Origin of the sequence: Gordonia sihwensis, assembly GCF_029632925.1 — a bacterium.
Lineage (GTDB): Bacteria > Actinomycetota > Actinomycetes > Mycobacteriales > Mycobacteriaceae > Gordonia > Gordonia sihwensis.
This window is the reverse complement of the sequence record NZ_CP121248.1, coordinates 802,469-827,905: the sequence shown is the minus strand read 5'-3', so window position 1 is coordinate 827,905 and position 25,437 is coordinate 802,469. Positions and strand designations below refer to the sequence as shown.

Here is a 25,437-nt window from a genome sequence, read left to right as displayed (position 1 = left end):
AGCGATCGCTTAGAAATTTCCCGGCGGAGCGGAGGTCAACCATGGCGAAGCACTCGGCCGTCGACCCCGACGAACCGACGACCAAGTCCGAGCAGACGCGCAAGCGTCTCCGCGAGGGCGCGATGGCGTCCTTCTCCGAACTCGGTTTCCACGGCACGGGAACCCGGCACATCGCGACTGCCGCGGGAATGAGTCCCGCCGCGGTCTACGTGCACTACAGCTCGAAAGAGGAACTGCTCTTCGAGATCTCGCTCGCCGGCCACGAGGCGATCCTCCGGATAGTGCGCGATGCCGCGGCGGGCACGGACGATCCCGTCGAGCAGTTGCGCCGCTTCATTCGCGAGTTCGCGATGTACCACGCCGACCGGCACGTGAGCGCCCGCGTGGTGAACTACGAGCTCCGCGCACTCGAGCCCGACCACCGTGCGCAGATCGTCGACCTGCGCAAGCAGATCGAAGACGTGCTCGCGGCGATCCTCCACCGCGGCATCGACCAGGGAGTCTTCGACACTCCCGATCCGCGGATGGCGGCAGTTGCGATCGTCGGCAGCAGCGTCGACGTGGCCCGTTGGTTCCGCGACGGCGGCACCTGGTCGACGACCCAGGTGGCCGACTTCTACGCGGACGCCGCACTCCGCATAGCCGGAGCCAAGTCCTGAAACACCCGCAGCCCTACCCGCTGTGACCCATCGAAGAAGGAGGTGGCGCGATGCGCCGCGAAATCTACACCGAGGACCATGAAGCTTTCCGGGAGACGATCCGGGCGTTCATCGAATCCGAGATCGTGCCCGTCTACGACGAGTGGCTCGAGAACGGCATCGTGCCGCGCGACTTCTACCTGAAGATCGGCGAGCTCGGCGTCTTCGGCATCGAGGTGCCCGAGGAGTACGGCGGCGCGGGCGTGGACTCGTACAAGTACGAGGCCGTCCTGACCGAGGAGATGGCCCGCGCCGGCGTCAGCCTCGGCGGCTCCGCGGCACACATCCCGCTGTGTCTCCCTTACCTCCTCAAGCACGCCAACGAGGAGCAGAAGAAGCGCTGGCTGCCCGGCATGGCGTCCGGCGAGACCATGTTCGCCATCGCGATGACCGAGCCCGGCACCGGCTCCGACCTCGCGGGTATGCGCACCACCGCGAAGCTCTCCGAGGACGGCAGCCACTACGTCCTCAACGGCGCCAAGACCTTCATCACCGGCGGCGTCAACGCCGACCGCGTGATCGTCTGCGCACGCACCTCGGCTCCGAGCGAGACCGATCGCCGCTTCGGCATCACCCTCCTGGTCGTCGACACCAAGTCGGAGGGCTACGCCGTCGGACGCAAGCTCGACAAGCTGGGTCTGCGCACCTCCGACACCGCGGAGCTGTCGTTCACCGACGTCAAGGTCCCCGTGGAGGACCTCCTCGGCGAGGAGAACCAGGGCTTCTACTACCTCGGACAGCACCTGCCGCGCGAGCGCCTCTCGATCGCCGTCGGCGCGTACGCGCAGGGTGCGGCGGCGATCCGCTTCGCCAAGGAGTACACGCAGGAGCGTCAGGTGTTCGGCAAGCCCGTCGCCGCGTTCCAGAACACCAAGTTCGAGCTGGCCGCGTGCAAAGCGAAGGTCGACGCGATGGAAGCGGTCGTCGACCGCGCACTCGAGGCCTACGACAAGAACGAGCTGACCGCCGCCGATGCCGCGTCCGCGAAGCTGTTCTGCACCGAAGCCGCGGCCGACGTGATCGACCGCTGCCTGCAGCTGCACGGCGGCTACGGCTACATGAACGAGTACCCGATCGCCCGCCTGTACGCCGACAACCGAGTCAACCGGATCTACGGCGGTACCAGCGAGGTCATGCGCTCGATCATCGCCAAGGACATGGGTCTGTAAGGGGACATCCGACCTCCGACGCTCTAGTCTCGGGCGCGTGAGCCATCGACTGCCCGAGCCGGAGCCGAGAGACGACCCACCGCCGCGTGCGGAGCGACGCCGAAAGGCCGACGTTCCGCACGCGGCGGCGCATTCCGGCCATTCGCACGGCCATCATCACGGCGGCGGCGACCTCCCGGGCCAGCTGACTCGCTACGCGAAACCGGTGGTGATCGGACTGCTGTCCGTCGCCGCACTCGCCGTCGGCATCGGGATGATCGTGCTGTGGCCGGGCCACGCCGACCGCCCGATTCCCATGCAGTTCCGATCCGCCACGGGCGGTCCGATCCAGGTGTCCGATGCCGAGGTGATCTCGCAGATCAAGGCCGACTGCTCGTCACCGGCGACGGGCGTGGCGTCCGCGGAGTTCCCCACCGTCCCGACCACCGGTGGCCCGTGCCGGGCGTCGATCCTCAAGCTGACGTCGGGCCCTGACTCCGGGCGCTACACGGTCCTGATGATCGCGACGAACGCCGCTCAGTCTGCGGACGTCCCCGGTGCGCCGGCGGCCGACCCAGCCACCGCAGACGAACCACAGCCCGGGCAGCCCACGCTTGAGAAGGGCGACGCGATCCGCGTCAGTGCGATGCCTGGCCCGGACGGCCGCGCCCGCTACGGCTTCTACGACTACCAGCGGGGAACCGGCATCATCGTCTGGGCCATCGCCTTCGTGCTCGCGATCATCGCCGTCGCGACGTGGCGCGGCGCCCGCGCGATCGTCGGTCTGATCGTGGCCTTCGTGGTCCTCGGCTTCTTCACTCTGCCATCGATCCTCGACGGGCATTCCGTGGTCGGCGTGGCGGTGGTCTCGGCGGCCGCGATCCTGTTCGCCGTCCTCTATCTCGCGCACGGCTTCAATCTGCGGACCAGTTCGGCTCTGCTCGGCACGCTGGCCTCACTCGTCCTCGCGACCGTCCTGAGCCGTCTGGCGATATCGACGATGAGTCTCACCGGACTGTCTGCCGAATCAACCGCCAATCTGCAGTTCTACCAGGGCACCATCTCCCTCAACGGACTGCTGCTGGCCGGATTCGTGATCGGCACCATCGGAGTCCTCAACGACGTGACGATCACCCAGGCGTCGGCGACCTTCGAGCTCGCCGCGATTCCGGGACAGACCCGCCTCGGCGCATTCCGCTCGGCGATGCGCGTCGGGCGGGACCACATCGCCTCGACGGTGTACACGCTCGTCTTCGCCTATGCGGGCAGCGCCCTGCCCCTGCTCCTGTTGTTCTCGGTGGCGGCTCAGCCCTTCAGCTCACTGATCACCAGCGAGGAAGTCGCGATCGAACTGGCGCGCGCCTTCGTCGGCGGCATCGCTCTCGCGGGCAGCGTGCCGCTCACCACCGCGATCGCCGCCGCACTTGTGAGGCCGGGCGCACAGGCAACGGAGAAGTGAACGAGTTCACCTTGCACGGAAAGTGGTACTGACTAACAATCGTTAGCATGTCATCGATTCTCTACCGCGTCGGACGGTTCTCATTCCGGCACAAATGGTGGGTGCTCGCCACCTGGGTGGCCGCGCTTGTGATCGTCGCGGGAGCCGTCGGCGCACTGCAGCCGAAGTTCGCGCAGGACTTCGACCTGCCGGGCACGGACGGCGGCGTCGCGATGGAGCAGCTGCAGGAGAACTTCCCCGCGCAGAACAAGCAGCAGGAGGAACCGTCGACGATCGTCGTCGTCGCGGCGGACGACGGTCTCGCCCGCCATGCCGACGAGATTCAGTCGCTGGTCGCCGACCTCAAGACGCTCGACGAGGTTGACGCCGGGACGGTCTTCGACCCGCTCGCCGTCGCGGCCGCCAAACCGGAGATGGCCTCCGCCGTCATCGGCGACGGCGGCAAGATCGGGCTGATCAGCGTTCACCAGAAGATCAATCTGATGGACGTGGACGTCGCGACCAAGAATCAGCTGCTCGACGTGCTGGAGAAGCATCGCGGCGACGGCCTGAAGGTCGAGGCCACCGGCGGCGTCATGTCGGCGCAGGAGCCCGCGGGCAAGGCCGAGCTGATCGGCTTCGCCATCGCCTTCGTCATCATGATCATCGCCTTCGGCGCGCTCATCGCGGCCTTCATCCCGTTGGTGACCGGCATCGTCGGCGTCGGACTCACGATGATGCTGGTGACCCTCTCAGCCGAGGTCCTCTCCATCAATCAGGCCGCCACGGCGATCATCACCATGCTCGGAATCGCGGTCTCGATCGACTACGCACTGTTCATCGTCTCGCGCTACCGGTCCGAAGCCGCGCGAGGCGGTGACCGAGCCGACGCCGCGGGCCGCGCCGTCGGCACCGCCGGATCTGCGGTCGTCTTCGCCGGCCTGACGGTGATCATCGCGGTGGCCGCCCTGATGGTCATCGGTATCCCGATCATCACCCAGATGGGCCTCGGCGCGGCCGTGGCCATCCTCGTCGCCGTCCTGGCCGCGCTGACCTTCATTCCGGCGCTGCTGGGCGCCTTCGGTCGCTTCGCCTTCACACCCCGGATTCCGTGGATCAGGCACGCCGAGGAATCGAAGGACTCCGACTCCCTCGGAGTCAAGTTCGGCCGGACTCTGGTCAACAAGCCGATTCCGTTCGTCGTCGCCGGCCTCGCGATTCTGATCGTCGCGGCCATCCCGATCAAGAACATGACCCTCGGTATGGACACCGTCACCGACGACCAGGTGGCCGGACAGGAGTTGATGGCGAAGGGCTTCGGCGCCGGTGTCGCAGGTCCGCTGGTGGTGGTGATGCACACCGACGAGGGCACCATCGACGCGGCGGCGAACACCGCCGTCGCCAAGATCAAGGCGCTGCCCGGCGTCGCGGCGCCGGAAATGGTGTCCTGGACCGGCAATGGCCCGTCCCCGCAGAACCCGAACGCGGGCGCGGATTCGGCGATGATCATCGTCACGCCGCTCAGTTCGCCGTCCTCGCCGCAGACCCACGACCTGGTCGAGGCCATCCGCGACACCTCCGGAGCGGTCGAGGCACAGGGAGCGGAGATTCATGTCGGCGGCCAGACGGCGATCATGTCCGATCTCTCGGCGAAGCTCGACAAGGCACTGATCCCCTACCTCGTCGTCGTGGTGGGTCTGGCCTTCCTGATCATGATCGGGGTCTTCCGCTCCATCTGGGTTCCGCTGATCGGCACCATCGGTTTCGTGTTCTCGATGCTGGCGACGTTCGGCATCACCACGGCCATCTTCACCGACGGCACCTTCGGCCTGATCGACCACACCAAGCCGCTGCTGTCGTTCCTGCCGATCTTCCTGATCGGCGTCGTCTTCGGCCTCGCGATGGACTACCAGGTGTTCCTGGTGACCCGCATGCGTGAAGAGTTCATTCACGGCATGAGCGCGAAGGACGCGATCGTCGCCGGCTACCGCCACGGCGCCCGCGTGGTGGTGTCCGCCGCAGTCATCATGATCAGCGTCTTCGCCGCGTTCATGCTGTCGCCGGACACGACCGCCAAGATGATGGGCTTCGCCCTCGCGATCGCCGTCTTCTTCGACGCCTTCCTCGTCCGAATGGTCATCGTTCCGGGCCTGCTGGCGTTGCTCGGCAACCGCGCGTGGGGTCTGCCCCGCTGGCTCGACAAGCTGGTCCTCAACTTCGACATCGAAGGCGAGAAGGTCCGCGACCGCGGCCTGCCCTCGACCGAGACACCGGTGGCGGTGGGCGGCGACAGCCCCGAGCCGAGCCCGAGCGGGACGGCATAGAGTACGGACATGAACGACAATCCGACCGCCGCGGCCCCGAGGACCTCCTCGGGGCCGCGGCCCGGTTTACGCGAACGCCAGAAGGCCCGGACTCGGGCCGACATCCGGGCGGCAGCACTCGAGCTCTTCGACCGGAACGGCTACGAGGCGACCACCGTCGCGCAGATCGCCGAGGCGGCGAATGTCTCGCACACCACGTTCTTCCGCTACTTCCAGTCGAAGGAACAGGTCATCATCAGCGACGACCTGGATGACGAGCGCGACGCGATCCTCCAGGAGATCCCCGCCGGTCTGAGCCACTTCGGTCTCGTCCGCGAACTCATCACGCGGATGTACCGGATCGCGGAGAAGGACGAGTGGGCGGCCAATCCCGAACGGCTCCGGATTCTGCACAGTGAGCCGAGCCTGCGGGCGACGTACCAGTTCGAGTCCGACCGCGTGATCTCAGCGGCGACCGACTACTTCGCCGACTATCTCGGCGTCGCGCACGATGATTTCCGGCTCCGCGTGTTCGTCTCCGCAGTCTCTGGAGTGATGTTCCATCTCACCGACATCACCCGCACCGGCCTGGCCTCACTCGACGAATACCTCGCAGCCCTCGACCTGATGGAGCAGGGGCTGCCGGTCTGACGGGTCGGCTGTGGGTCGGCTGATGGGGCACCGGCTACCCGGTGCGGTCGGCGCCCCGCTCGAGACCGGTATCTCGGCCGCGTCCGCAGTACGCTGAATCCGTGGGTGGCGTGATGGGTGCGATCGGACACTACTGGTGGTTGATCTTCGTCTTCGGCGGAACGATCGGCGGTGCCGTACGTGCGCTCGGGGCATGGAACGAGCGTCGCGCCGAGCGACGGCTCGAGCGCTACCGCCTGCGGCAGGAGGCCAAGGTCGCGCTCGCCCGGGCCCAGAGCCGGGCCCGGGTGGATGCCGAATCGCTCGAGCGCGATCTGCGTCGCGCGGTCACCGAGCACCAGACCACCGACGATCGATGGTTCGGGTACGAGACGGATCTGGCGACCATCCTCGACTACCCGATGCTCGTCGACCTGCGCGAACCGCTGACCGCGGAGTTCCATCGCGCGCGCAGCCGCGCCGAACTGCTGCGTCCGTCTCCCGACGACACCTCACCCGAGGCCGTCGAACGCTATCGCGACGCCGTCCACGATTACGCGACGGCACTCGACGTGGCCGAGAAGGAGGCGCGCAGGCGCAGGCGCGGCGATTTCAATCCGGCCGAGCAGGAACGTCTCGCCCGTGCCCAGCGGCTGCTGAATCTGGCGGGCGACGAGGCTGCGAGTCCGCAGGAACGACAGCAGGCTTATGCTCGGGCGCGGCGGGAACTCGACGGGCTGATCGACCTCCCCGCGGCCGGCGCCGCGGAATTGGAGCAGCGGCTGCGCGTCGCATTGGAGGGACCGGCCCGCCCCGACAGTTGAGGACGCCGATGACCAGTGCTGACCGATCCGATTCGACCATCGGGCCGTATCGGCTCGTCCGACTCCTCGGCCGCGGCGGGATGGGTGAGGTGTACGAGGCGATCGACACTGTCAAGGACCGGACGGTGGCACTCAAACTCCTGCCTCCCGGCCTCGCCGGCGACGACGCCTTCCGAGCGCGCTTCATGCGCGAATCACAGACCGTCGCCAGGCTGAACGACCCGCACATCATTCCGATCCACGACTTCGGTGAGATCGACGGTCGGCTCTTCCTCGACATGCGGATCGTGCACGGTCGCGACCTCCGCGCGCGGATCGACGACGGTCTGCGCGATCCCGGCCTGGCCGTCCATGTGATCGAACAGGTCGCTGCGGCGCTCGACACCGCACACGCCTCCGGTCTGCTGCATCGAGACGTGAAGCCCGAGAACATCCTGCTCGACGGCCGGGACTTCGCGTACCTCGCCGATTTCGGACTCGCCCAAGCCGCCGGTCAGACTCGTCTCACGTCGACGGGAATGGCGATCGGTTCGTTCGCATACATGGCGCCCGAACGGTTCGGCTCCGAGACTCCGGTCAGCCCGCGCAGCGACGTGTACGCCTTGGCATGTGTCCTGTACGAGTGCCTCACCGGTTCCACGCCCTATCCGTCGACGAGCATCGAACAGGTCATCGCCGGCCACCTGAGCCGTCCGGTGCCACCCACGGGCACACCGTTCGACGCCGTCATCGCCGCGGGCACCGCCAAAGACCCGGCCGACCGAATCGCGTCCGCGGGTGCGTTCGCCGCTGCCGCCCGAGCGGCCCTGACCGGGCAGCGCCCCGCGGCGCCGATCCCCGCGGCGCCGATTCCCGCGGCACCCATTCCCCCGCACGCGCCGACAATGGTCGCTCCGAAACCGGTGCCGACACCGACGACCGCACCGCGATCGAGCCGCGCCCGAAACGGCGTCATCGCCGCCGGCGTGGCCGCCGTGGTCCTCCTCGCCGCTGGGACGATCGCCTGGCTCTACTCGTCTGGAACCGGCGGTCCCGATACGGCCGCGGCGACCAGCACCCTCAAGCCCGCGCCGGTCACCCAGACTGCGACGGTCGGAGGCACGGGGACGGTCGACGGCACGGGCGATCGATCGGAGTCCACACTGACCGAATCGGCTCACGCGGAGCCGACGCCGGTCGACGAAGTCAGTCCCGTCCCCGGCCTCGGCGCCGGAGATCTGGGCCTGCCGACACCGATCAGCCGGCCGTCGTGCAACGGGCAGGCCGTCACCGTCGTCTACAACGCGGTCACGCCGGGTGCATATGCGGCTGAGATCGCCGCGGCGCTCGCCCGGTACCCGGGTGCCGCCTATCTGCGTACCGATCACTCCTGCGCATCGCTCAAACAGTCAGAGAACGGGAACCCCGTCTACGCCGTCTACTACCCCGGTTCGTCACCGGCCGCCGCATGCGCCACCACCTCGCGCCTCGGCGGCGGAGCGTACACGCGACGTCTCGATGACGTGACGCCCGTCGGTACCGACATCTGCTGAGGAGTCAGCGCGTCACCGATTCACCGGAACCCGCCACGACCTGCGGCGATGCACCCCGGCCCGACTCGAGTCGCCGACCGGTCGAAGGCGTTCACCTTGAGGCGTTACCATCCTGCTGTGCTGGAAGATCTCAACAAGAAGGCCAAGAAGGCCGGACTCCACGTCGCCGACGCGAAGAAACGTGACCGTTACAGCATCCGAAAGGTCAAGAACGGCAAGCTCGTGGCCAAGAATGTCGACGCCGAGGAAGCTCTCCGAGTCATCAAGCAGTACAAGTGAATCCGATGTTGCACGCCGTCCGTAGCGCCCTGCTGAATCCGCCGCAGACCCTCGATGAACTCCGGCACATGCTCGGTGGGCGGCAGCGCGACCTGCACGGCGCCACCGTCGTCATCACCGGCGCTTCCTCCGGGATCGGTGAATCCGCGGCGCGGCTGTTCGCAGCGCGCGGCGCCACGGTGATCGCCGTCGCACGACGGCCCGATGCTCTCGACGCGGTATGCGACTCCATCACCGTCGACGGCGGCACGGCCTTCCCGGTCACCGCGGACCTCTCGGATCCCGACGACGCCAAACGCCTCGCCGACGAGATCCTCGCGCGGTTCGGCGTCCCCGACATCCTCATCAACAACGCCGGGCGCTCCATCCGCCGATCAGCCCTCGACACGGTGGAGCGCTTCCACGACTACCAGCGCACGATGGCCCTCAACTACTTCGGGCCGGTCCAACTCGTTCTCGGCCTGCTGCCCGCGATGGTCGACGCCGGGCGCGGACACATCATCAACGTCGTCACCTGGGGTGTCAGTGCCGGCGCGATGCCCAAGTTCAGCGCGTACCACGCGTCGAAGGCCGCGCTGGCCGCCTTCGGCCGGTCGCTCGACGCCGAGTGCCGGGGCACCGGAGTGGCTGTCACCAATGCCGGGTTCCCGCTCGTCCGCACTCCGATGATCGCACCGACCGCCGACTACGCCGACGCCCCCGCTCTGACCAGCGATGAGGCAGCGGCCTGGCTGATCCGCGCCGCCGACACCCGGCCCGCGGAACTCTATCCCCGGTACGCCCTGGTGCTGCGCGCCGTGGCCGCCGTGTCACCGCGGCTCGCCGGCCGGCTGACCGCCGGTCTCGGAATCTGACGGCTCGCGCGGCCCGCGTCGGTCAGTCGGGCGGCGTCCGGCCCTCGGGACGGTGCGCTGCGATCCACTCGGTCACATCGCGCAGAACGGCGTCGTGCTCGGGCTCATTGAAGATCTCGTGTGCGAGTCCGTCGTAGATCTTCACCGTGACGTCGCCGCCGGCGAACCTCCCGACCATTCGGGTACCCTCCGGATTCGCGAGCGTGTCGCCGCCGCCGTGCAGCGCGAGCGTCGGCGTCGTCAGACTCGGCAACCGATCCGGGAATGTGGCCATCGTCGAGATGAGGGCGCCCCCGAGACCCGCCGGGATCTTCCCGTGCCATACCAGCGGATCGGCCTCATACGCTGCGACCACCTTCGGATCGCGGCTGACCGCCGACGCGGGCAGTGCGGTAGCCGGCAGTCGCGGCACCAGCCTGCCGATCACCGGGGCCAGCCTGACCATGAAGCCGGGGAGATCGTCGCCCGGCACGAGTGCGGCCCCCGACAGCACCAGCCCGTCCAGAACGCCGGGATGCTCGAGCACGTAGTCGAGTGCGATCGCGCCGCCCATGCTGTGCCCGATCAGGAAGGTGGGGCCGTCGCCGCGGTCGGTCTGCTCGATGACCGTGTGCAGGTCGCTGGTGAAGTCGCGGAAGTCCGTCACCCCGAGCCGTCTCCCGCCCGATCTGCCGTGTCCCGCATGATCGGGAGCGACGACCACGTAGCCGAGGTCGGTGAGCCGTTGCGCGACGTGCCGATAACGTCCGGCGTGCTCCCCGAGACCGTGCGAGATGACGACGACGCCCACCGCCCCGGACTCGGGACGATGGACGTCGTAGACGATCGAGACGCCGTGGACGCCTGCCACGGACAGCGTTTGAGATCTCACTCCATCATTCTGCGTTACGCCGAGTGCCGACCGCGAGCTTTCCGTTCTCGAACAGCAGCGGATACAGCACGCCGCCGATCAGGCCGCCGATCAGCGGAAACACGAAGAACGCCCACAGCTGGCCGGGCGCGCCGTCGCCGTTGAAGAACGCCACACCCATCGACCGCGCGGGATTCACCGAGGTATTCGAGATCGGGATCGAGATCAAGTGGATCAGGGTCAGCGTGAGGCCGATCGCCAACGGGCCGAAGCCCTTCGGCGCGCGACCGTCGGTGGCGCCCAGGATGACGATGATGAAGAAGGCGGTGAGCAGCACCTCCGCGATCGCGACCGCGGCCAGAGAGTAGCCGCCGGGAGAGTGATCGCCGAAGCCGTTCGCCGCCATGTTTCCGGTCGCGTCCCAGCCGGGCTTGCCCTGTGCGATACCGAATATCGCGGCACCCGCGATCAGACCGCCGACGAGCTGCGAGATCCAGTATCCGGGGACGTCGCGCCACGGAAGTCGCCCGCCGACTGCGGCCCCGAGAGTGACGGCGGGGTTGAAGTGCCCGCCGGAGATGTGACCCACCGCGTACGCCATGGTGACGACCGTGAGACCGAAGGCCAGTGCGACGCCGAGGAAGCCGACGCCGACCTGGATCTGCATCACGTCGCCGCTGTCGTTGGTGGCGTCCGCGACCTGTTTTGCGGCGAATACCGCGGTACCCGCGCCGCCGAATACGAGCCAGAATGTTCCGAACAGTTCAGCCAGCCATTTGGCCGGAGTGGAGACGGATTCCGTCATAGGGCCCTCCTCGTTCGATGTCCCCTTGTCGGCGACACTACGAGATCTCGGCCACAATCGGACGAATCGTGTTTCAGCTGAGACCAATTCGCGATGCGATGCCCCGGCCCATCGCCTCGATCGTGTGCCCCGCGTTCTCGATCATCTCGATCGGCCGGAACGCCGGTTCCGCCACGGCGACGATGGTCTCGACACGTCCGACGACCTTCTCCAATCGCACCACCACGGCGGCCATCCGGCCGACGGTCTCGTCGACCTTCGAGAGGGTGGTGTTGAGCTCGTCGAGGGTCACGTTGAGCTTCTCGATCGTGGAGTCCAGACCGTCGATCGTCTTGCCCATCGAGCCGAGCACCGGCCCGACATCGCCGAGGATGCCCTCTACCTGATCCACCGTCTGATCTGCGTTGAGAGCGGCCTGAGCCAACTTCCGCAGACGCTGACGATCTCCGCCGCGGGACGGGCGGTCGACGATCGGATTGATAGCCATGACTGCGAGTATGACGGGTTCTTCGCGGAGATGGAACAAATCTCGGCACGATGGCGTTTCAGATGAGTGAAGTCGTTCAAATCTGAACTACTCATCCGATCAGGAGGACGCCATGCCCGCCGTCACCGCAGACACCTCGACCCTGCCTCGACTCTCGGAGACCACACCGACCAGCACCGACCGCACCGTCACCGGCATCACCACCGGCCCCCGCGGCTACGAGGGCGAGGGCTTCCCGGTGGTCCGCGCCTTCGCCGGAGTGCCCGCGCATCGCCTCGACCCGTTCGTTCACATGGACCAGATGGGCGAGGTGGAGTACGAGCCGGGCGAGCCGCGCGGCACCGACTGGCATCCGCATCGGGGATTCGAGACGGTCACCTACATGATCGACGGCCGTTTCCAGCACCAGGATTCCACCGGCGGCGGCGGGCTGATCGAGAACGGCGCCACCCAGTGGATGACGGCGGGCTCGGGCATCCTTCACATCGAGACCCCACCGGCGGAGCTGGTCGAGTCCGGCGGTGCCTTCCACGGCATCCAGCTCTGGGTGAACCTGCCCGCAGCCGACAAGTTCCTGACCCCGCAATACCAGAACCTCGAGGGCGGACAAGTCGAGTTGCTCGCCTCCTCCGACGGCGGCGCACTGGTGCGCATCATCGCCGGCGAGATCGACGGCCACCACGGTCCCGGGTCCACCCACACACCGATCACCTTCGCCCACGCAACCGTCCAGCCCGGGGCTCGGCTGTCGGTGCCCTGGCGCACCGACTTCAACGCGCTCGTCTATGTTCTCTCCGGGCGCGGTCGGGTCGGCGCCGAACAACGCCCCATCGAGGGCGGACAACTCGCGGTGCTCGGCGCCGGCGATCGGATCGCCGTCTCAGCGGACGCCGCTCAGGACTCGAACCGCCCGGCTCTGGAGGTCCTGCTGCTCGGCGGTCGCCCCATCCGCGAACCCGTCGTCCAATACGGACCGTTCGTCATGAACACCCGGCAGCAACTGATCGAGGCGATGGAGGACTACCGGGCCGGACGATTCGGCCTCATTCCGCCGAACGCCCTGATGCCGCACGTCGCACGATGACCGATCCAGCCGCCCGGGCGGCGTGGCGACTGTTCATCGAGAACTCCGCGCGACTGCAGACCGAACTCGACCGGCGACTGCGATCGTCCGCGGGCGTGTGTCTGGCCGACTATCACGTGCTGCTCCTGCTGCACGAATCTCCCGACCGCCGACTGCGGATGAACGAACTCGGTCGGCGCATGGTGTTCTCCGCGTCGCGGCTGTCGTATCAGGTGGACGTCCTCTGCCGTCGCGGCTGGCTGCGCCGGGAGAACGCCGCCGAAGACCGTCGCGGCAGCTATGCGGTCCTCACCGAGGACGGTGCCGCGGTATTCGAGGCCGCGGCCCGCGTCCACGCGGCCGACGTCGACGAACTGTTCTTCCATGCCATCGGCGACGACGACGCCGCCGCGCTCGCCGGTGTGATGCGCCGCCTCGCCGACCACCTCGACCGAAATGAGAACCGATGACTGTCACCGTGATCCCCGCCGCCGATCGCCATTTCTGGGCCAACGAATGGCTCAGCTCCCGGCAGTCGTTCCCGGGAACGGGCAACTTCGACATCTTCGCGAACGCACACGGCGTGCTCGCGATGCACAACGACGACGTCGTGGATCCCGGCGAAGGGCTCGACGCCCATCATCACCAGAACATGGAGATCGTGACCTGGGTGGTCGAAGGCTCGCTCATCCATCGGGATTCGCACGGTCACACGGTCACTCTCGAAGCGGGTCAGGCCGGAGCCATGACGGCCGGGCGGGGCATCACCCACTCCGAGCGCAACGCCGCCTCGCGCGCGTCGGGGCGACGCCTGCGGGTGATCCAGATGTGGGTGCCACCGCATGCCGATGAACTGGAACCCGACCACGGCTACCGCGACTTCGGCTCCCGGCTTGCCGCGGGCGACCCGGTGGTCGTGGCGTCCGACGACCGCAGCACGCCGGATCCGACGCGTTGACGATCGCCAACAGGTACGCCGCCCTGCACGTCGCGCGCCCGCGTCCGGGACGGGCGATCACCCTGCCGGCCGCCCCGTTCGCCCACCTGTTCGTCGTGCGCGGCGAGGTCTCCGCGAGCAGCCGCGAGCTCCCCCGGGCCCCGATCGCCGAAGGGGACGCCGTGCGGTTCACCGACGGCGGCGAGGTCACGCTGGAAGCGGGCACTGACGCCGAGATCCTGTACTGGGAGATGCACGCGAGCTTCGACGCGGCTCGTCCGGCGTGAGAACGGCCCGCGTGCCATCCTGGAGGACATGAGCCTCGTGGACCTCACCCCGGAAACTCTGGCCTCCCGCGTCGACGACCTGATGGATCGCGCTCGCGCCGACCTGGCACAGCTGGTCGCGTTCCCCTCGATCCACATCGATCCCGCTCGCGCCGATGCGAGCCGGGCCAGCGCAGAATGGGTGGCGCGGGCTTTCTCCGAGCTCGGCTTCGACACCGAGGTCATTGTGACCTCCGACGGCTCGCCCGCCATCGTCGGTCATCGCGCCGGCCCCGCAGGCAGTCCCACGGTAGTCCTCTACAGCCATCACGACGTCCAGCCCGCGGGCGATGAATCCTTGTGGCGGACACCGCCTTTCGAACTCGTCGAGGACGGTAGACGGTGGTACGGGCGCGGCAGCGCCGATTGCAAGGGAAACGTGGTGGCTCACCTCACCGCGCTGCGCGCCCTCGGCGACGGGGCCGCGTGCAACGTGCGGTTGATCATCGAGGGCTCGGAGGAGGCCGGGGGCGAGGGACTCGATGAACTCGTCCGCACCCGCCCGGACCTGTTCGACGCCGACCTGATTCTGATCGGCGACACCGGGAACATCGCGGTCGGTGTCCCGACCCTCACCACCAGCCTGCGCGGCGTCGTGAACGTGAAGGTGACCGTCTCCGCTCTGGAGAACGGCGTCCACTCCGGAGCTGCGGGCGGCCCCGCGCCCGACGCGATGGCGGCGCTCGTCGCCGGACTCGCGTCGCTGCGCAACGCTGCGGGCGATACCACGATCGACGGTCTGCGCAGCGACCAGAAGTGGGAGGGCTTCGCATTCACTCCCGAGCAGTTCCAGGAGACGGTCGGCGCACTGCCCGGCACCGAGGTCCTCGGCAGCGGCACGCCTGCCGACATGGCGTGGGCCCGCCCCGCGGTCACCGTGATCGGGCTCGACGCTCCGAGCACGGACGAGTGCGCTGCGGCGATCATGCCGACCGCCGCGGCGATGCTCAACCTGCGCGTGCCGCCCGGCACCGATCCGCGGGAGTCGTACGAGTTGCTCGTCGCTCATCTGCGCAAGCACATCCCGTGGGGTGTGCGCGTGGATTTCGAACCGGACGCCTTCGGGGGTCCGTTCTCCGCCGATCCGACCGGTCCGGGCTACCGGCAACTCATCGATGCGATGTCGACCGCGTACGACGGTCTGCCGGTGCAGTTCTCCGGTCAGGGCGGATCGATTCCGCTGTGCACGGTGCTCGCCGAAACGGTGCCGCGCGCAGAGATCGCGCTGCTCGGAGTCGAGGAACCGATGTGTGCGATCCACGCTCCCAACGAGAGCGTCGACCCCGGCGAGATCCGTCGCACGGCCCTCACTGAGGCGATTCTCTTGAGTTCGTTCGGTCGCTGAGCCGCCCGGGGACACGCCGGGGACGCAGCCGGGTTCAGCGCACCGGATTCGCAGCCGGCGGGCACTGCCCGGCCGGCATGTTCTTCAGGTTTCGCTGCACCCAGTCGCCCAGGCGAGTCAGCATGGCGGCACCGTCCTCGAAACGTCCGCTCGCGGGGACGGCCACCAGGCTCACGCCGACCCGGCCACGAGGCGTGGTCGCGACGGCGAGTTGCCGCACGACGTACTTGCCGGTCGCGTCCGACACCGGGCCCCAGCCGCCCTTCACTGCCGTCTGAACGCCCTTCTTCCCGTTCGCCAGCCCCCACCGCTGATTCGGTCCCACCGAACTCATATAGGCGAGGACCGGATCTGATCCGGCCAGGCAGGGCAGATTCGCCGCGAACACCGATTGATCGGTGGTCGCCCACTGGGTGGCGCCGGGATAGCTCGCGGGGCGGCTCAGCTCGGACGAGATCCGCGTCCGAGAGTCACCGCCCTCGCGCAAGACCGCACTGACGGCGTCGATTGCCTGTCGCGTCGAGCCGAGTGAATCCCAGATCGCCTCGGCCGAAGCGTTATCCGAGTCTCGGATCGACTTGGTCTCCATCGGCTCGAGGCCGGCGACGTGGGCCCGTTCCGCGGCCACCGCAACCGGCGCCTTCAGCGTCGACCACGCCCGCGCCGTCCGCACCGTTCCGAAGAACAGCGGCTCACCGGTTCCCGTCGCGGTGACGGCGAGACCCACGCGCCCAGGATTCGCCTTGACGATGCTCTTGCTGAGCTTGTCGAAGCTCTTACCCAGGTCGACCGGCGGCGGCGGACTCGGAATCCCCGGAATCGCGGGCAACGGCGGAAGCACATTCGGCAACGGCAGCGGCGGTGCGGCCTGCGCCACCCCGCTACCCGCGGCCGTCACCGCAACCGCCGCGCAGACTGCCGCACACCATCGAACCATTCGCAACACAAGCACCTCTTGCAACATTGACAACTTCAGTCACATTAGTGCAGGGCAATCGCCACCGACAACGTCGTACCGCAGACGCAATCGCAGCGTTGCGGACGTGTTACCGGGGCGGCGGTGTCAGACGGCGGAAGTCACGAGGGGCACCGTCCACCGGGCAGCGCCCCGAGGTGCTTCGACAGCCACTGGGCGACACCGTCGAGCACCTGGGTTCCGGGCTCCATCGATCCCGCCGACGTCTGGGTGCTCATCGCGACCCCGACCTGCCGGCCGTCGCGCAGCGTGAGCAGACCGATCTGGCGGACCAGGTAGCCGCCGGAGACACTCGGTCCCCAGCCGCCCTTCACCGCGGTCTGGCGGCCCGGTACGGACTCGAGCCCCCATTGCTGGTTGCCGGCGACGTTCCGCATCAACGAGACGATCCGCCCGGTGTCGGGCAGGCACGGCAGATGCGCCGAGAACACCGCCGCATCCGCCAGACGCCACGTGGTCTGCCCGAAGACCGTGAACTCCGGGCGCAACCGGCGCGAGGGCACCGTGGTGTGTTCGTCGCCCCCTTCGCGCAGTACGCGCGTCACGGCCGCCGCGGCCTCCGCCGGCGACCCCAGCGACGCCCACAGGGATTCAGCGGCGGCGTTGTCGGAGGCCACGATCGCGGCCGTCTCGGCGTCACTCGGCCCGTTCTTCCGCTGCGCGGCAACAGCCAGAGGCACCTTGATCGTCGACCACGCGACCTGCGGTGACTGGTCACCGAAGGTCATCGCCGCACCGCCGCCGACCGGAACGAGAGCGAGCCCCACGGGAGCGGCCAGCGTCTTGGCCATCGCGTCGAAGCTCGCGGTCAACGCCGCATCGGTCGTCGCCGCCTCGGTGCGCGACGCCGGGCCGACCGGGGCGGACGACGCAACCGGTGAGCCCGCGGTCTCGGTCACCACGACGGTGGCCACCGCGTGTCCGTCGCCGTCGGACGTCCCGCACGCCGCGGTCGGGACCAGGCACGCCACCGCAGCCGCCACCGCAGCCGCCCGGCGTACCGCGGTCCGCCTCGTCACCGCGATCCGCCGAGTCAGAAGATCACCACTACTGCGTTGTTGCCTCCGCGGCACACCACTACTCCATCCTCTGGATTGCACGACATCGTGTAGCTGCGACCGGTCACCGGGCTGTCCGCCACCACTGTCCGAGCCTGTCCCTTCGGCCCGGCCGCGAGATAGGCCGACTTCACGTTGAACGCGAACTCACAGCTGGTGACGCTCGAGGCGACGCCCACCTCCGAATCGCAGTTCGTGGTACCCGGCGGAGGGGTGGCCGCGACAGTGGTCGGCGGCACGGTGGTGGTGATGGTGGTCGACGACGGTGCCGCGGTCGTGCCGGCGCCGCCGGAGTCACGGAAACCGAACCAGTAAACACCCAGACCGATCAACGCCAGCACCAGCAGACCGATCAGCGCCCCGAGCACGACGGGCAGCGCGCGACCGTCGCCGTTCGGCTGCGGCGGATAGTACTGCTGGGGTTGGGAGAACTGGGTCTGCGCGAACTGGGGCTGGGAGAACTGGGGCTGGGAGAACTGGGCCTCCGGGTAGGCCTGCGATTCCGGCAGCGGCGCCGTCTGCGGGCGGGCCCCGAGGACCGTCGGATCGTAGGCTCGAGGACCCGTCTGCACGGACGTGGTCGGCGCGGACGCACTGTCCGGCCAATGCCCCTCGAGCGCGGCCCGAGCGGCCGCGGCCATCTGTCCCGCCGACCCGAATCGCGCTGCGGGATCCTTCGCCAGACCCCGAACCACCACGGCGTCGAGCTGCGGCGACACCGAAGGCGCCGACTGCCGGGGCGAGGGCACCTCGTTCATCACGGTGGCCCGCACGATCTGGCTGACCGTGGCCCCCGGGAACGGCGGCTTGCCGGTGAGTGTCTCGAAGAGCACCGCGGCGAGCGAGTACACATCCGACATCGCACCGGACGGAACACCGTCGAGTTGCTCCGGCGCCATGTACGCGAGCGATCCGATCGCGGTCCCGGCCTGAGTGAGCCGCGTGTCCGCCGCCTGATGCGCGATGCCGAAGTCGACGAGGTAGGCGAAGTCGGTGGCCGTGACGAGGATGTTCTCCGGCTTCACATCACGGTGCACCAGTCCGACCGAGTGAGCGGCGTCGAGCGCCTCGGCGATCTGCGAGATCAGCCCCACCGCGTCGGCGGGCGCCATCGGGCCGGTCCGACGCAGCCGCGACCGCAGATCCTCGCCGTCGACGAGCCGCATGTCCAGGTAGAGGACGCCGTCGATGGCACCGTAGTCGTGAATCGGAATGATGTGCGGCTCGCCGAGCCGTGCGACGGCCTGCGCCTCGCGCCGGAAGCGCTCCTCGTACGTCTCGTCGCCCGCGAAACGCTCATGCAGCAGCTTCACCGCCACCTCGCGGTCGCGCACCGTGTCGTACGCCCGGTACACCTCGCCCATGCCGCCGTACCCGAGAAGAGCGTCGAGCCGGTAGGGCCCGAACTGCGTGCCGACCCGAGAACCCTGTTGTGCCATGCGGACTATCCTTCCTCATCCCTCCGACAGGGCGTGCCGGGAAGGTCCGAATCTCAGCGAGAGGGCCTCCACGCCGACATGCCGAGGAAGACCATCACCAGTTGTTTCTCGGCGCGTTCGACCAGCGCGCGCTCGGTGGACTCCCTGCCGTCGCCGTCGAGAAGCTCGGCCACCGTGGTCATCATGATCGTGACGATCAGATCGGCGGCGACTTCGAGATCGTCCACGCCCCAATCCGCGAGCGCGGGAACACGGGCCAGGTCGATCGCCAGTTCACGCGAGAACAAGCGCAGTTCGGTCGCGATCGCCCGGCGCACCTCGGCGACGCCGCCGTGGCGTTCACGCACCAGGAAGCGGAACTGCGCCTCGTCGCCGTGGACCTTCTTCAGCAGGGTCGACAGCGACTCGCGCGCGGTCGGCATGCCTCGCCCGGCCAGATCCCGTCTCGCCTCCCGCAAGGCGCCGCGCAGCACCCGCATGGCGTCTTCGACGAGTGTCACGCCGAGGTCTTCCATCGACGCGAAATGCCGATAGAACGCGGTGGGGACGATGCCCGCCCCGCGCGCCACCTCACGCAGGCTGATGCTTCCGAAAGAACGGTCGTCCACCAAGTCGATCGTGGTGTCGAGCAGCGCCTGCCTGGTCTGCTCCTTCTTCTCCGCACGACTGCCTCCGGACCCCGGCCGCGACCGCTTCGCGCGCACCTTGCGCGGCGTCGTGCCTGGTGAGTCGGGAGAGGAAGTCACAAACCCGAGTCTAGGCGGTCGGGATCGGCGCCCGGTCCCGCGGTGGGCGAGCGCACGTGACGGCAGACACACCGGCAATGCCTTGACACCCCGGCGCGGTCATATGTCATGCTCGTTTGTGTACAGACGTTCACTGAAAGTGAACGACGATCCTCAAAGGAGGAACGATGGCCAGCAAGATCGCCCGCCTCGTCGAGACGATTGTCGAGGCGACCGCCACCCCGTACCCCGTCGATCGTTACCTGGAACTGATCGATCCGATGATCACCTGGCGCGACACACGCGCCAAGGTCACCGACGTCCGCCTGCAGACCGACCGATCGGTCACCCTCACCCTGCGCCCCACCCGCCAGTGGTCAGGCCATCGCGCAGGGCAGTACATCGAGGTCAGCGTCGTAGTCGACGGCGTCCGCCACCGTCGGTTCTTCTCCCCGGCCAACGCCGAGCAGAAGGCCTCGGAGATCGAGTTGACCGTGACCGCGCACTCCGGCGGCTTCATCTCCCGCTACCTGCGCGAGCAGACCCGCCCCGGGACGGTCCTCACCCTGAGTTCGGCCACCGGAGAGTTCGTCCTCCCCGACGTCCGCCCCGACCGGACCGTGCTCGTCAGCGGCGGCAGCGGGATTACACCTGTCCTCTCAATGCTGCGGACACTGATTGTCGAAGGACACGACCGCCCGGTCACCTTCGTGCACTATGCGCGCACACCGGAGGACGTTCCCTACCGCGCGGAACTCGACGCGCTCGATCGCACCCTGAACCACGTTGACGTGCGACTTCACTACACCCGCACGGATACTCCCGAGCACTTCCACGACGACCACTTGGACGGCGTCGCCGACGTCGACGGTGCACAGGTGTTCCTGTGCGGACCCCCGGCCCTGATGAACGCGGTTCGCGAGTACGCGGACCGGCGCGACCTGGCCGACCGACTGCACACCGAAGCATTCACCGTCGACACCTCGCCGGTGCTCGACCCCGACCAGCCGATCACCGGCGACGTCACTTACACCGCGTCGGACGTCACCACACCGAACGACGGTCGCACGCTGCTCGAACAGGCCGAAGCGGCCGGGCTGCGTCCCGAATACGGATGCCGCATGGGCATCTGCTTCTCCTGCACCAAGGTCCGCAAGACCGGGTGCACCCGAAACATCCTGACCGGAGAGCTCGACTCCGAGCCCGATCAGCACATCCAGATCTGTGTCAACGCCCCCGTCGGCGACGTGGAAATCGAGGTTTAGCAGCAATGGCCATCAATATCAGCGACTACTTCCGCACCGAGACCGCCCCGGCGGCGGGCACCCGAGTCGACCTCAGCTACGAGCAGGTGGAGCAGTTGGGCCGGGAGCTCGACGAACTCCGCGCACGTATCGTGGCCGACCTCGGCGAGTCCGACCGCGAGTACATCTACTCGATCATTCGCGCGCAGCGGAAGCTCGAGTTCGCCGGCCGCGCGGCGATGTTCGTTCCGTTCCTTCCGCCGGTATGGCTCGCCGGCGTCGCGTCGCTCGGGATCGCGAAGATCCTGGACAACATGGAGATCGGCCACAACGTGATGCACGGCCAGTACGACTGGATGCGGGAGGACACCTACAACTCGCGCGAATTCGACTGGGACAACGTCTGCCCCGGTGACCAGTGGAAGCACAGCCACAACTACCTGCACCACACCTTCACCAATGTGCTCGGCGAGGACCGCGACATCGGCTACGGAATCCTCCGCATGGCACGCGACCAGAAGTGGCACCCGTACTTCCTCGGGAACCTCGCCTACGCCACCGCGCTGATGGTGCTGTTCGAGTGGGGTGTGATGCTCCACGATCTCGAGGCCGAGAACGTCATCCAGGGCAAACGCAAGTGGAGCGACGTCAAGGGGCTGCTGGGCAGAATGTGGCGCAAGGCACGCAAGCAGGTCGCCAAGGACTACATTCTCTGGCCCGCGCTCACCGGACCGTTCTTCGTCTCCACCCTGGTCGGCAACGCCGGCGCCAACCTGGTCCGCAACATCTGGGCGTACTCGATCATCTTCTGCGGTCACTTCCCCACCGGCGCTCAGACCTTCACCGCTGAGGAATGCGTCGACGAGACCAAGGGCCAGTGGTACGTGCGGCAGATGCTCGGGTCGGCCAACATCACCGGCGGCCGGCTCTTCCACATCATGAGCGGCAACCTCTCCCACCAGATCGAGCACCACCTGTTCCCCGACGTCCCGGCCAACCGCTACCCGGAGATGGCGGTCGAGGTCCGCGCGATCTGCGAGAAGTACGGTCTGCCGTACAACACCGGTCCGCTCCGCAAGCAGCTCGGCTCCACGTGGATGAAGATCGCGAAGCTGTCGCTGCCGAACTGGATGACCCGCGACGACAACGACATCGTGGTCAACATCGAGCGTTCGAAGGCCGTCGACGCCGCCTGAGGGTCGGACACGCCTGAGATCGTCCCGTCGACGGTGCACCGAGGGCAATATGCCCTCGGTGCACCGTCTGCGGGACGTTTTCGGTCGCCGGCGGATACATTCGGCGCATCCCCACCGGCCGTGACCGGTGTCCTCCGACAGTCAGGACTCTCCCGTGGCACTCACCGAATTGACCTTCACCTCCCACAACGGGCGCGACACCGTGCACGGCTGGATGTACCGGCCCACCAGACCGGCCCGGGCCGTCGTCCAGCTGATCCACGGTCTCGGTGAGCACTCCCGCCGGTATCTGCATCTGATCGGCCGGCTCCTCGATGCCGGATTCGCAGTGGTCGCCGACGACCACGCCGGACACGGCAAGACCGCGATGGAGTCGGGGTTCTGGGTCGACACCGGCGACGACGGGGCCGCGACCGCCGTCGCCGACGAGCTCACGCTCATGGACATCGCACGCGCCGAGTATCCGGACCTGCCGCACGCGGTGTTCGGCCATTCGTGGGGATCGATGATCGCCCGCGGTCTGGCCGCACAGCGCGGCGACGATCTCGACGCCCTGATCCTCTGCGGCATCGCCGCGCAGATCAGGGGTATCGAGACCGTGGTCGATCGCGGGGCGCTCGCCGCCGAGCCCGACCGCAGCGCTGCCGCCTCCCCGGAGATCGTCGGCGCCGTGTTCGACGGATTCGTCTCCCGTTACGGCGACGGAGCCGGTCCCACCGACTGGGTGGCCCGCGACCCCGACGTGGTGCGCGATCACTCGGTGGACCCGTTCAACAATTTCGGCGCGCCCATGAGTGTCCGGTTCCTGCAGGGATTCATCGACCTCTACGACCAGGTGAACAGCGACGAGTGGTATCCGCAGATCCGCCGCGACCTCCCCGTCTTGATCCTCGCGGGCGACCAGGACCCCGTCACCGACTACGGTGAGGGCGCCTATCACGTCGCCAACCGGCTCGTCGCGACCGGCCACGCCGACGTGCGCACCCGCGTCTACACCGGCTTCCGCCACGAGGTGCACAACGAGCCGGAGATCCGCGACGAGGTCGAAGGCGAGATCGTGGCATTCGTCGAGAAGTCGCTTCGGCGGTGAGGCTTACCATTGGTCTTCAGCAGGGCACCGGCAGGAGGGACGAGAAGTGGTCGGACGTGCAGAACGGAACAAGGATCTGATCCAGGAGGTGGTCGAGAGCGCCGCGCATCGGGTCGGCAACATCACGTCGATCATCACCACCGCCGTCGCCGACGTCGCGCGAGAGATCGGCGAGTTGGTCACCGACGGGTTCGAGATGCGCGAGGCGGCCAAAACCGCACGGAACGACTCCGAACCGGAGGCGAAGCCGAAGACCCCACCGGAGGAACTCGACTCGCTGAACGGCTACGACGACGACACGGACGAGGATGCGGACGCCGACGACGGCGGCTCCGGTCGAGAGGACCACTGAGCGACATCGTGCCCGACCAGTATCAAGTCCTCCGGGACGTCTTCGGCTACTCGGAGTTCCGCGGCGACCAGGAGCAGATCGTCTCGCACGTGATCTCCGGAGGCGACGCCGTCGTGCTCATGCCGACCGGCGGCGGCAAGAGCCTCTGCTATCAGGTGCCCGCGCTCGTCCGTGAGGGGTGCGCCGTCGTCGTCTCGCCGCTGATCGCGCTCATGGCCGACCAGGTGGGAGCTCTGCGCCAACTGGGCGTCCGCGCCGCCTACCTGAACTCCACTCAGCTCCCCGAAGAGCGAGCGGAAGTCGAAAGAGCATTCCTCGCAGGCGAACTCGACCTGATCTACGTCGCCCCCGAACGGCTGAGCCAACGGGGGACTCGCGAGTTCCTGGCGCGCGGCACGCTGTCGCTGATCGCGATCGACGAGGCGCACTGCGTCTCGCAGTGGGGCCACGACTTCCGGCCGGACTATCTGGCGCTGGGAGAGCTGGCGGACATCTGGCCGGACGTTCCGCGAATCGCGCTCACCGCGACCGCCACCCGCCGCACGCACGAAGAGCTCACCGCGCGGCTGCACCTGGAGGGCGCACGCCACTTCGTCTCCAGCTTCGACCGGCCCAACATCACCTACCGCATCGAGCCCAAGGCGCAAGCCAACAGGCAACTGCTGGAGTTCATCCGAACGGAAGGCGTCGTCGACGGCGAGCCCGCGACCGGCATCGTCTACGCGCTGAGCCGCAACAGCGTCGAGAAGATCGCCGAGTTCCTCCGCGCGAACGACGTCGACGCGCTGCCCTACCACGCGGGACTCGACCGCCGGGTGCGGGAGGACACGCTGCACAGGTTCCTGCGCGAGGACGGGATCGTGGTGGTCGCGACCATCGCCTTCGGCATGGGCATCGACAAACCCGATGTGCGCTTCGTGGCGCACGTCGATCTTCCGAAGAGCATCGAGGGTTACTACCAGGAGACCGGACGCGCCGGCCGCGACGGCCTGCCGTCGGTGGCGTGGATGGCCTACGGGCTCGCCGACGTCATGAACCAGCGGCGCCTGATCGACCAGTCCGACGGCGACGCCGCACGGCGCCGGGTGCAGTCGCAGCTGCTCGACGCGATGCTCGCACTCTGCGAGACGGCGACGTGCCGGAGGCAGCAGTTGCTGGGGTACTTCGACCAGCGGATCGAACCCTGCGGCAACTGCGACACCTGTCTGAACCCGCCGAAGACCTGGGACGGCACGGTGCCGGCGCAGAAGCTCCTGTCGACCATCTTCCGGCTCGACCGCGACTTCAACCGGTCGGCCTATGGCGCCGGTCATCTCATCGACATCCTGCTGGGTGTGGACAACGCTCGTATCCAGCAGCAGGGCCATGATCGCCTCACCACCTACGGCATCGGCACCGAACTCGACGCCAGCGGATGGCGAAGCGTGGTCCGCCAGCTGGTGGCTCTCGGAATCATCGCTCCGCAGGGCGATTACGGAGTGCTGCGCCTCACCGAGAAGGCCGCCCCCGTTCTGCGCGGTGAGACCACGGTAATGCTCCGCGAGGACACGAAGGCTCCGGCACGCTCCCGGAAAGCCGCACGCTCGAGCGCACCGGACCTGCCGGACGCCGACCGCGGACTCTTCGAGGCACTGCGCCGCTGGCGCTCGTCCGTCGCGAAGGACGCGGGGCTGCCCGCCTACACGGTGCTCGGAAACAAGACCCTCGAAGAGCTCGCACGTGCGAAACCGTCCAATCACGAAGAGCTGCTGGCGATCTCCGGTATCGGGCAGAGCAAGCTCGAGAAGTACGGCGACCAGGTCCTGGAGGTCCTGGTCGATTTCGAGTCCGCGTAGCGG

At 67.9% G+C, this 25,437-nt stretch carries 26 protein-coding genes; 19 read left to right on the top strand and 7 right to left on the bottom strand.

What is annotated here, in order from left to right:
* Positions 1-41: 41 nt before the first annotated feature.
* The 9 genes from P5P27_RS03995 (at position 42) to P5P27_RS03955 (ending at position 9,706) form a co-directional block, all read left to right on the top strand.
* On the top strand, positions 42-659 hold the full coding sequence (locus P5P27_RS03995; RefSeq protein ID WP_006897545.1) for a TetR/AcrR family transcriptional regulator: 618 nt from the start codon (positions 42-44) through the stop codon (positions 657-659).
* Positions 660-709: 50 nt separating this feature from the next.
* On the top strand, positions 710-1,867 hold the full coding sequence (locus P5P27_RS03990) for an acyl-CoA dehydrogenase family protein (protein ID WP_006897546.1): 1,158 nt from the start codon (positions 710-712) through the stop codon (positions 1,865-1,867).
* A gap of 37 nt (positions 1,868-1,904) precedes the next feature.
* Positions 1,905-3,305, top strand: a complete 1,401-nt coding sequence (locus tag P5P27_RS03985) for a YibE/F family protein (RefSeq protein WP_006897547.1) — start codon at positions 1,905-1,907, stop codon at positions 3,303-3,305.
* Between the two features lie 47 nt (positions 3,306-3,352).
* The gene (locus tag P5P27_RS03980; protein ID WP_278126492.1) at positions 3,353-5,608 is read left to right on the top strand and encodes an MMPL family transporter; all 2,256 of its coding nucleotides are present in this window, start codon (positions 3,353-3,355) and stop codon (positions 5,606-5,608) included.
* 9 nt (positions 5,609-5,617) lie between these two features.
* A complete protein-coding gene (locus P5P27_RS03975) occupies positions 5,618-6,238 on the top strand; it encodes a TetR/AcrR family transcriptional regulator (protein WP_278126490.1) in 621 nt (206 codons plus the stop codon).
* Between the two features lie 113 nt (positions 6,239-6,351).
* Entirely contained in the window at positions 6,352-7,041 is a 690-nt protein-coding gene (locus tag P5P27_RS03970; RefSeq protein WP_006897550.1) for a hypothetical protein, read from the top strand.
* Positions 7,042-7,049: 8 nt separating this feature from the next.
* Positions 7,050-8,573, top strand: a complete 1,524-nt coding sequence (locus P5P27_RS03965; RefSeq protein WP_278126489.1) for a serine/threonine-protein kinase — start codon at positions 7,050-7,052, stop codon at positions 8,571-8,573.
* 117 nt (positions 8,574-8,690) lie between these two features.
* A complete protein-coding gene (locus P5P27_RS03960) occupies positions 8,691-8,852 on the top strand; it encodes a hypothetical protein (RefSeq protein WP_006897552.1) in 162 nt (53 codons plus the stop codon).
* Positions 8,849-9,706, top strand: coding sequence for an SDR family NAD(P)-dependent oxidoreductase (locus P5P27_RS03955; RefSeq protein ID WP_082083868.1), 858 nt, complete (start codon positions 8,849-8,851; stop codon positions 9,704-9,706). Before P5P27_RS03960 ends, P5P27_RS03955 begins: the two co-directional genes overlap by 4 nt.
* 22 nt (positions 9,707-9,728) lie before the next feature.
* On the opposite strand, the gene P5P27_RS03950 is transcribed toward P5P27_RS03955, so the two are convergent.
* The 3 genes from P5P27_RS03950 to P5P27_RS03940 form a co-directional block, all read right to left on the bottom strand.
* The gene (locus P5P27_RS03950) at positions 9,729-10,577 is read right to left on the bottom strand and encodes an alpha/beta hydrolase (RefSeq protein ID WP_278126486.1); all 849 of its coding nucleotides are present in this window, start codon (positions 10,575-10,577) and stop codon (positions 9,729-9,731) included.
* Between the two features lie 4 nt (positions 10,578-10,581).
* On the bottom strand, positions 10,582-11,361 hold the full coding sequence (aqpZ, locus tag P5P27_RS03945) for an aquaporin Z (protein ID WP_006897555.1): 780 nt from the start codon (positions 11,359-11,361) through the stop codon (positions 10,582-10,584).
* A gap of 73 nt (positions 11,362-11,434) precedes the next feature.
* On the bottom strand, positions 11,435-11,848 hold the full coding sequence (locus tag P5P27_RS03940; RefSeq protein ID WP_006897557.1) for a hypothetical protein: 414 nt from the start codon (positions 11,846-11,848) through the stop codon (positions 11,435-11,437).
* A gap of 112 nt (positions 11,849-11,960) precedes the next feature.
* Between P5P27_RS03940 and P5P27_RS03935 the strand changes: the two genes are divergently transcribed.
* From P5P27_RS03935 to P5P27_RS03920, 5 genes are read left to right on the top strand one after another with little or no spacing between them, the layout of a single operon-like run.
* Entirely contained in the window at positions 11,961-12,932 is a 972-nt protein-coding gene (locus P5P27_RS03935; RefSeq protein ID WP_006897558.1) for a pirin family protein, read from the top strand.
* Positions 12,929-13,381: a MarR family winged helix-turn-helix transcriptional regulator gene (locus P5P27_RS03930; RefSeq protein WP_278126482.1), complete on the top strand. Its 453-nt coding sequence runs from the start codon at positions 12,929-12,931 to the stop codon at positions 13,379-13,381. Before P5P27_RS03935 ends, P5P27_RS03930 begins: the two co-directional genes overlap by 4 nt.
* Positions 13,378-13,869: a pirin family protein gene (locus P5P27_RS20690; RefSeq protein ID WP_341337861.1), complete on the top strand. Its 492-nt coding sequence runs from the start codon at positions 13,378-13,380 to the stop codon at positions 13,867-13,869. The genes P5P27_RS03930 and P5P27_RS20690 overlap by 4 nt, the downstream gene beginning before the upstream one ends.
* Positions 13,866-14,135, top strand: a complete 270-nt coding sequence (locus tag P5P27_RS20685) for a pirin family protein (protein ID WP_341337859.1) — start codon at positions 13,866-13,868, stop codon at positions 14,133-14,135. The genes P5P27_RS20690 and P5P27_RS20685 overlap by 4 nt, the downstream gene beginning before the upstream one ends.
* A gap of 28 nt (positions 14,136-14,163) precedes the next feature.
* Positions 14,164-15,519 carry a dipeptidase gene (locus P5P27_RS03920; RefSeq protein WP_278126480.1) on the top strand — a complete coding sequence of 452 codons (1,356 nt, stop codon included), beginning with the start codon at positions 14,164-14,166 and terminating at the stop codon, positions 15,517-15,519.
* A gap of 34 nt (positions 15,520-15,553) precedes the next feature.
* On the opposite strand, the gene P5P27_RS03915 is transcribed toward P5P27_RS03920, so the two are convergent.
* From P5P27_RS03915 to P5P27_RS03900, 4 genes are all read right to left on the bottom strand, one after another.
* Positions 15,554-16,417 carry a serine hydrolase gene (locus P5P27_RS03915; protein ID WP_082083870.1) on the bottom strand — a complete coding sequence of 288 codons (864 nt, stop codon included), beginning with the start codon at positions 16,415-16,417 and terminating at the stop codon, positions 15,554-15,556.
* 179 nt (positions 16,418-16,596) lie between these two features.
* Complete coding sequence (locus tag P5P27_RS03910) at positions 16,597-17,514, bottom strand: serine hydrolase (RefSeq protein ID WP_278126477.1); 918 nt, start codon at positions 17,512-17,514, stop codon at positions 16,597-16,599.
* Between the two features lie 14 nt (positions 17,515-17,528).
* Positions 17,529-18,992 (bottom strand): serine/threonine-protein kinase, encoded by a 1,464-nt coding sequence (locus P5P27_RS03905; RefSeq protein ID WP_045536957.1) that lies wholly within the window; start codon positions 18,990-18,992, stop codon positions 17,529-17,531.
* A 53-nt stretch (positions 18,993-19,045) separates the two neighbouring features.
* On the bottom strand, positions 19,046-19,738 hold the full coding sequence (locus tag P5P27_RS03900) for a TetR family transcriptional regulator (protein ID WP_082083873.1): 693 nt from the start codon (positions 19,736-19,738) through the stop codon (positions 19,046-19,048).
* Between the two features lie 167 nt (positions 19,739-19,905).
* Here P5P27_RS03900 and P5P27_RS03895 point away from each other — a divergent pair, with 167 nt between their 5' ends.
* The 5 genes from P5P27_RS03895 to recQ all read left to right on the top strand — a co-directional run bounded on the left by P5P27_RS03895 (position 19,906) and on the right by recQ (position 25,434).
* Complete coding sequence (locus tag P5P27_RS03895) at positions 19,906-20,982, top strand: ferredoxin reductase (RefSeq protein WP_062368026.1); 1,077 nt, start codon at positions 19,906-19,908, stop codon at positions 20,980-20,982.
* A gap of 5 nt (positions 20,983-20,987) precedes the next feature.
* A complete protein-coding gene (locus P5P27_RS03890) occupies positions 20,988-22,157 on the top strand; it encodes a fatty acid desaturase family protein (protein WP_278126474.1) in 1,170 nt (389 codons plus the stop codon).
* A gap of 154 nt (positions 22,158-22,311) precedes the next feature.
* Positions 22,312-23,247 carry an alpha/beta fold hydrolase gene (locus tag P5P27_RS03885; RefSeq protein WP_006897568.1) on the top strand — a complete coding sequence of 312 codons (936 nt, stop codon included), beginning with the start codon at positions 22,312-22,314 and terminating at the stop codon, positions 23,245-23,247.
* A 46-nt stretch (positions 23,248-23,293) separates the two neighbouring features.
* Complete coding sequence (locus P5P27_RS03880; protein WP_006897569.1) at positions 23,294-23,599, top strand: hypothetical protein; 306 nt, start codon at positions 23,294-23,296, stop codon at positions 23,597-23,599.
* A gap of 8 nt (positions 23,600-23,607) precedes the next feature.
* On the top strand, positions 23,608-25,434 hold the full coding sequence (gene recQ, locus P5P27_RS03875; protein ID WP_278126472.1) for a DNA helicase RecQ: 1,827 nt from the start codon (positions 23,608-23,610) through the stop codon (positions 25,432-25,434).
* The last annotated feature ends 3 nt before the right edge of the window (positions 25,435-25,437 follow it).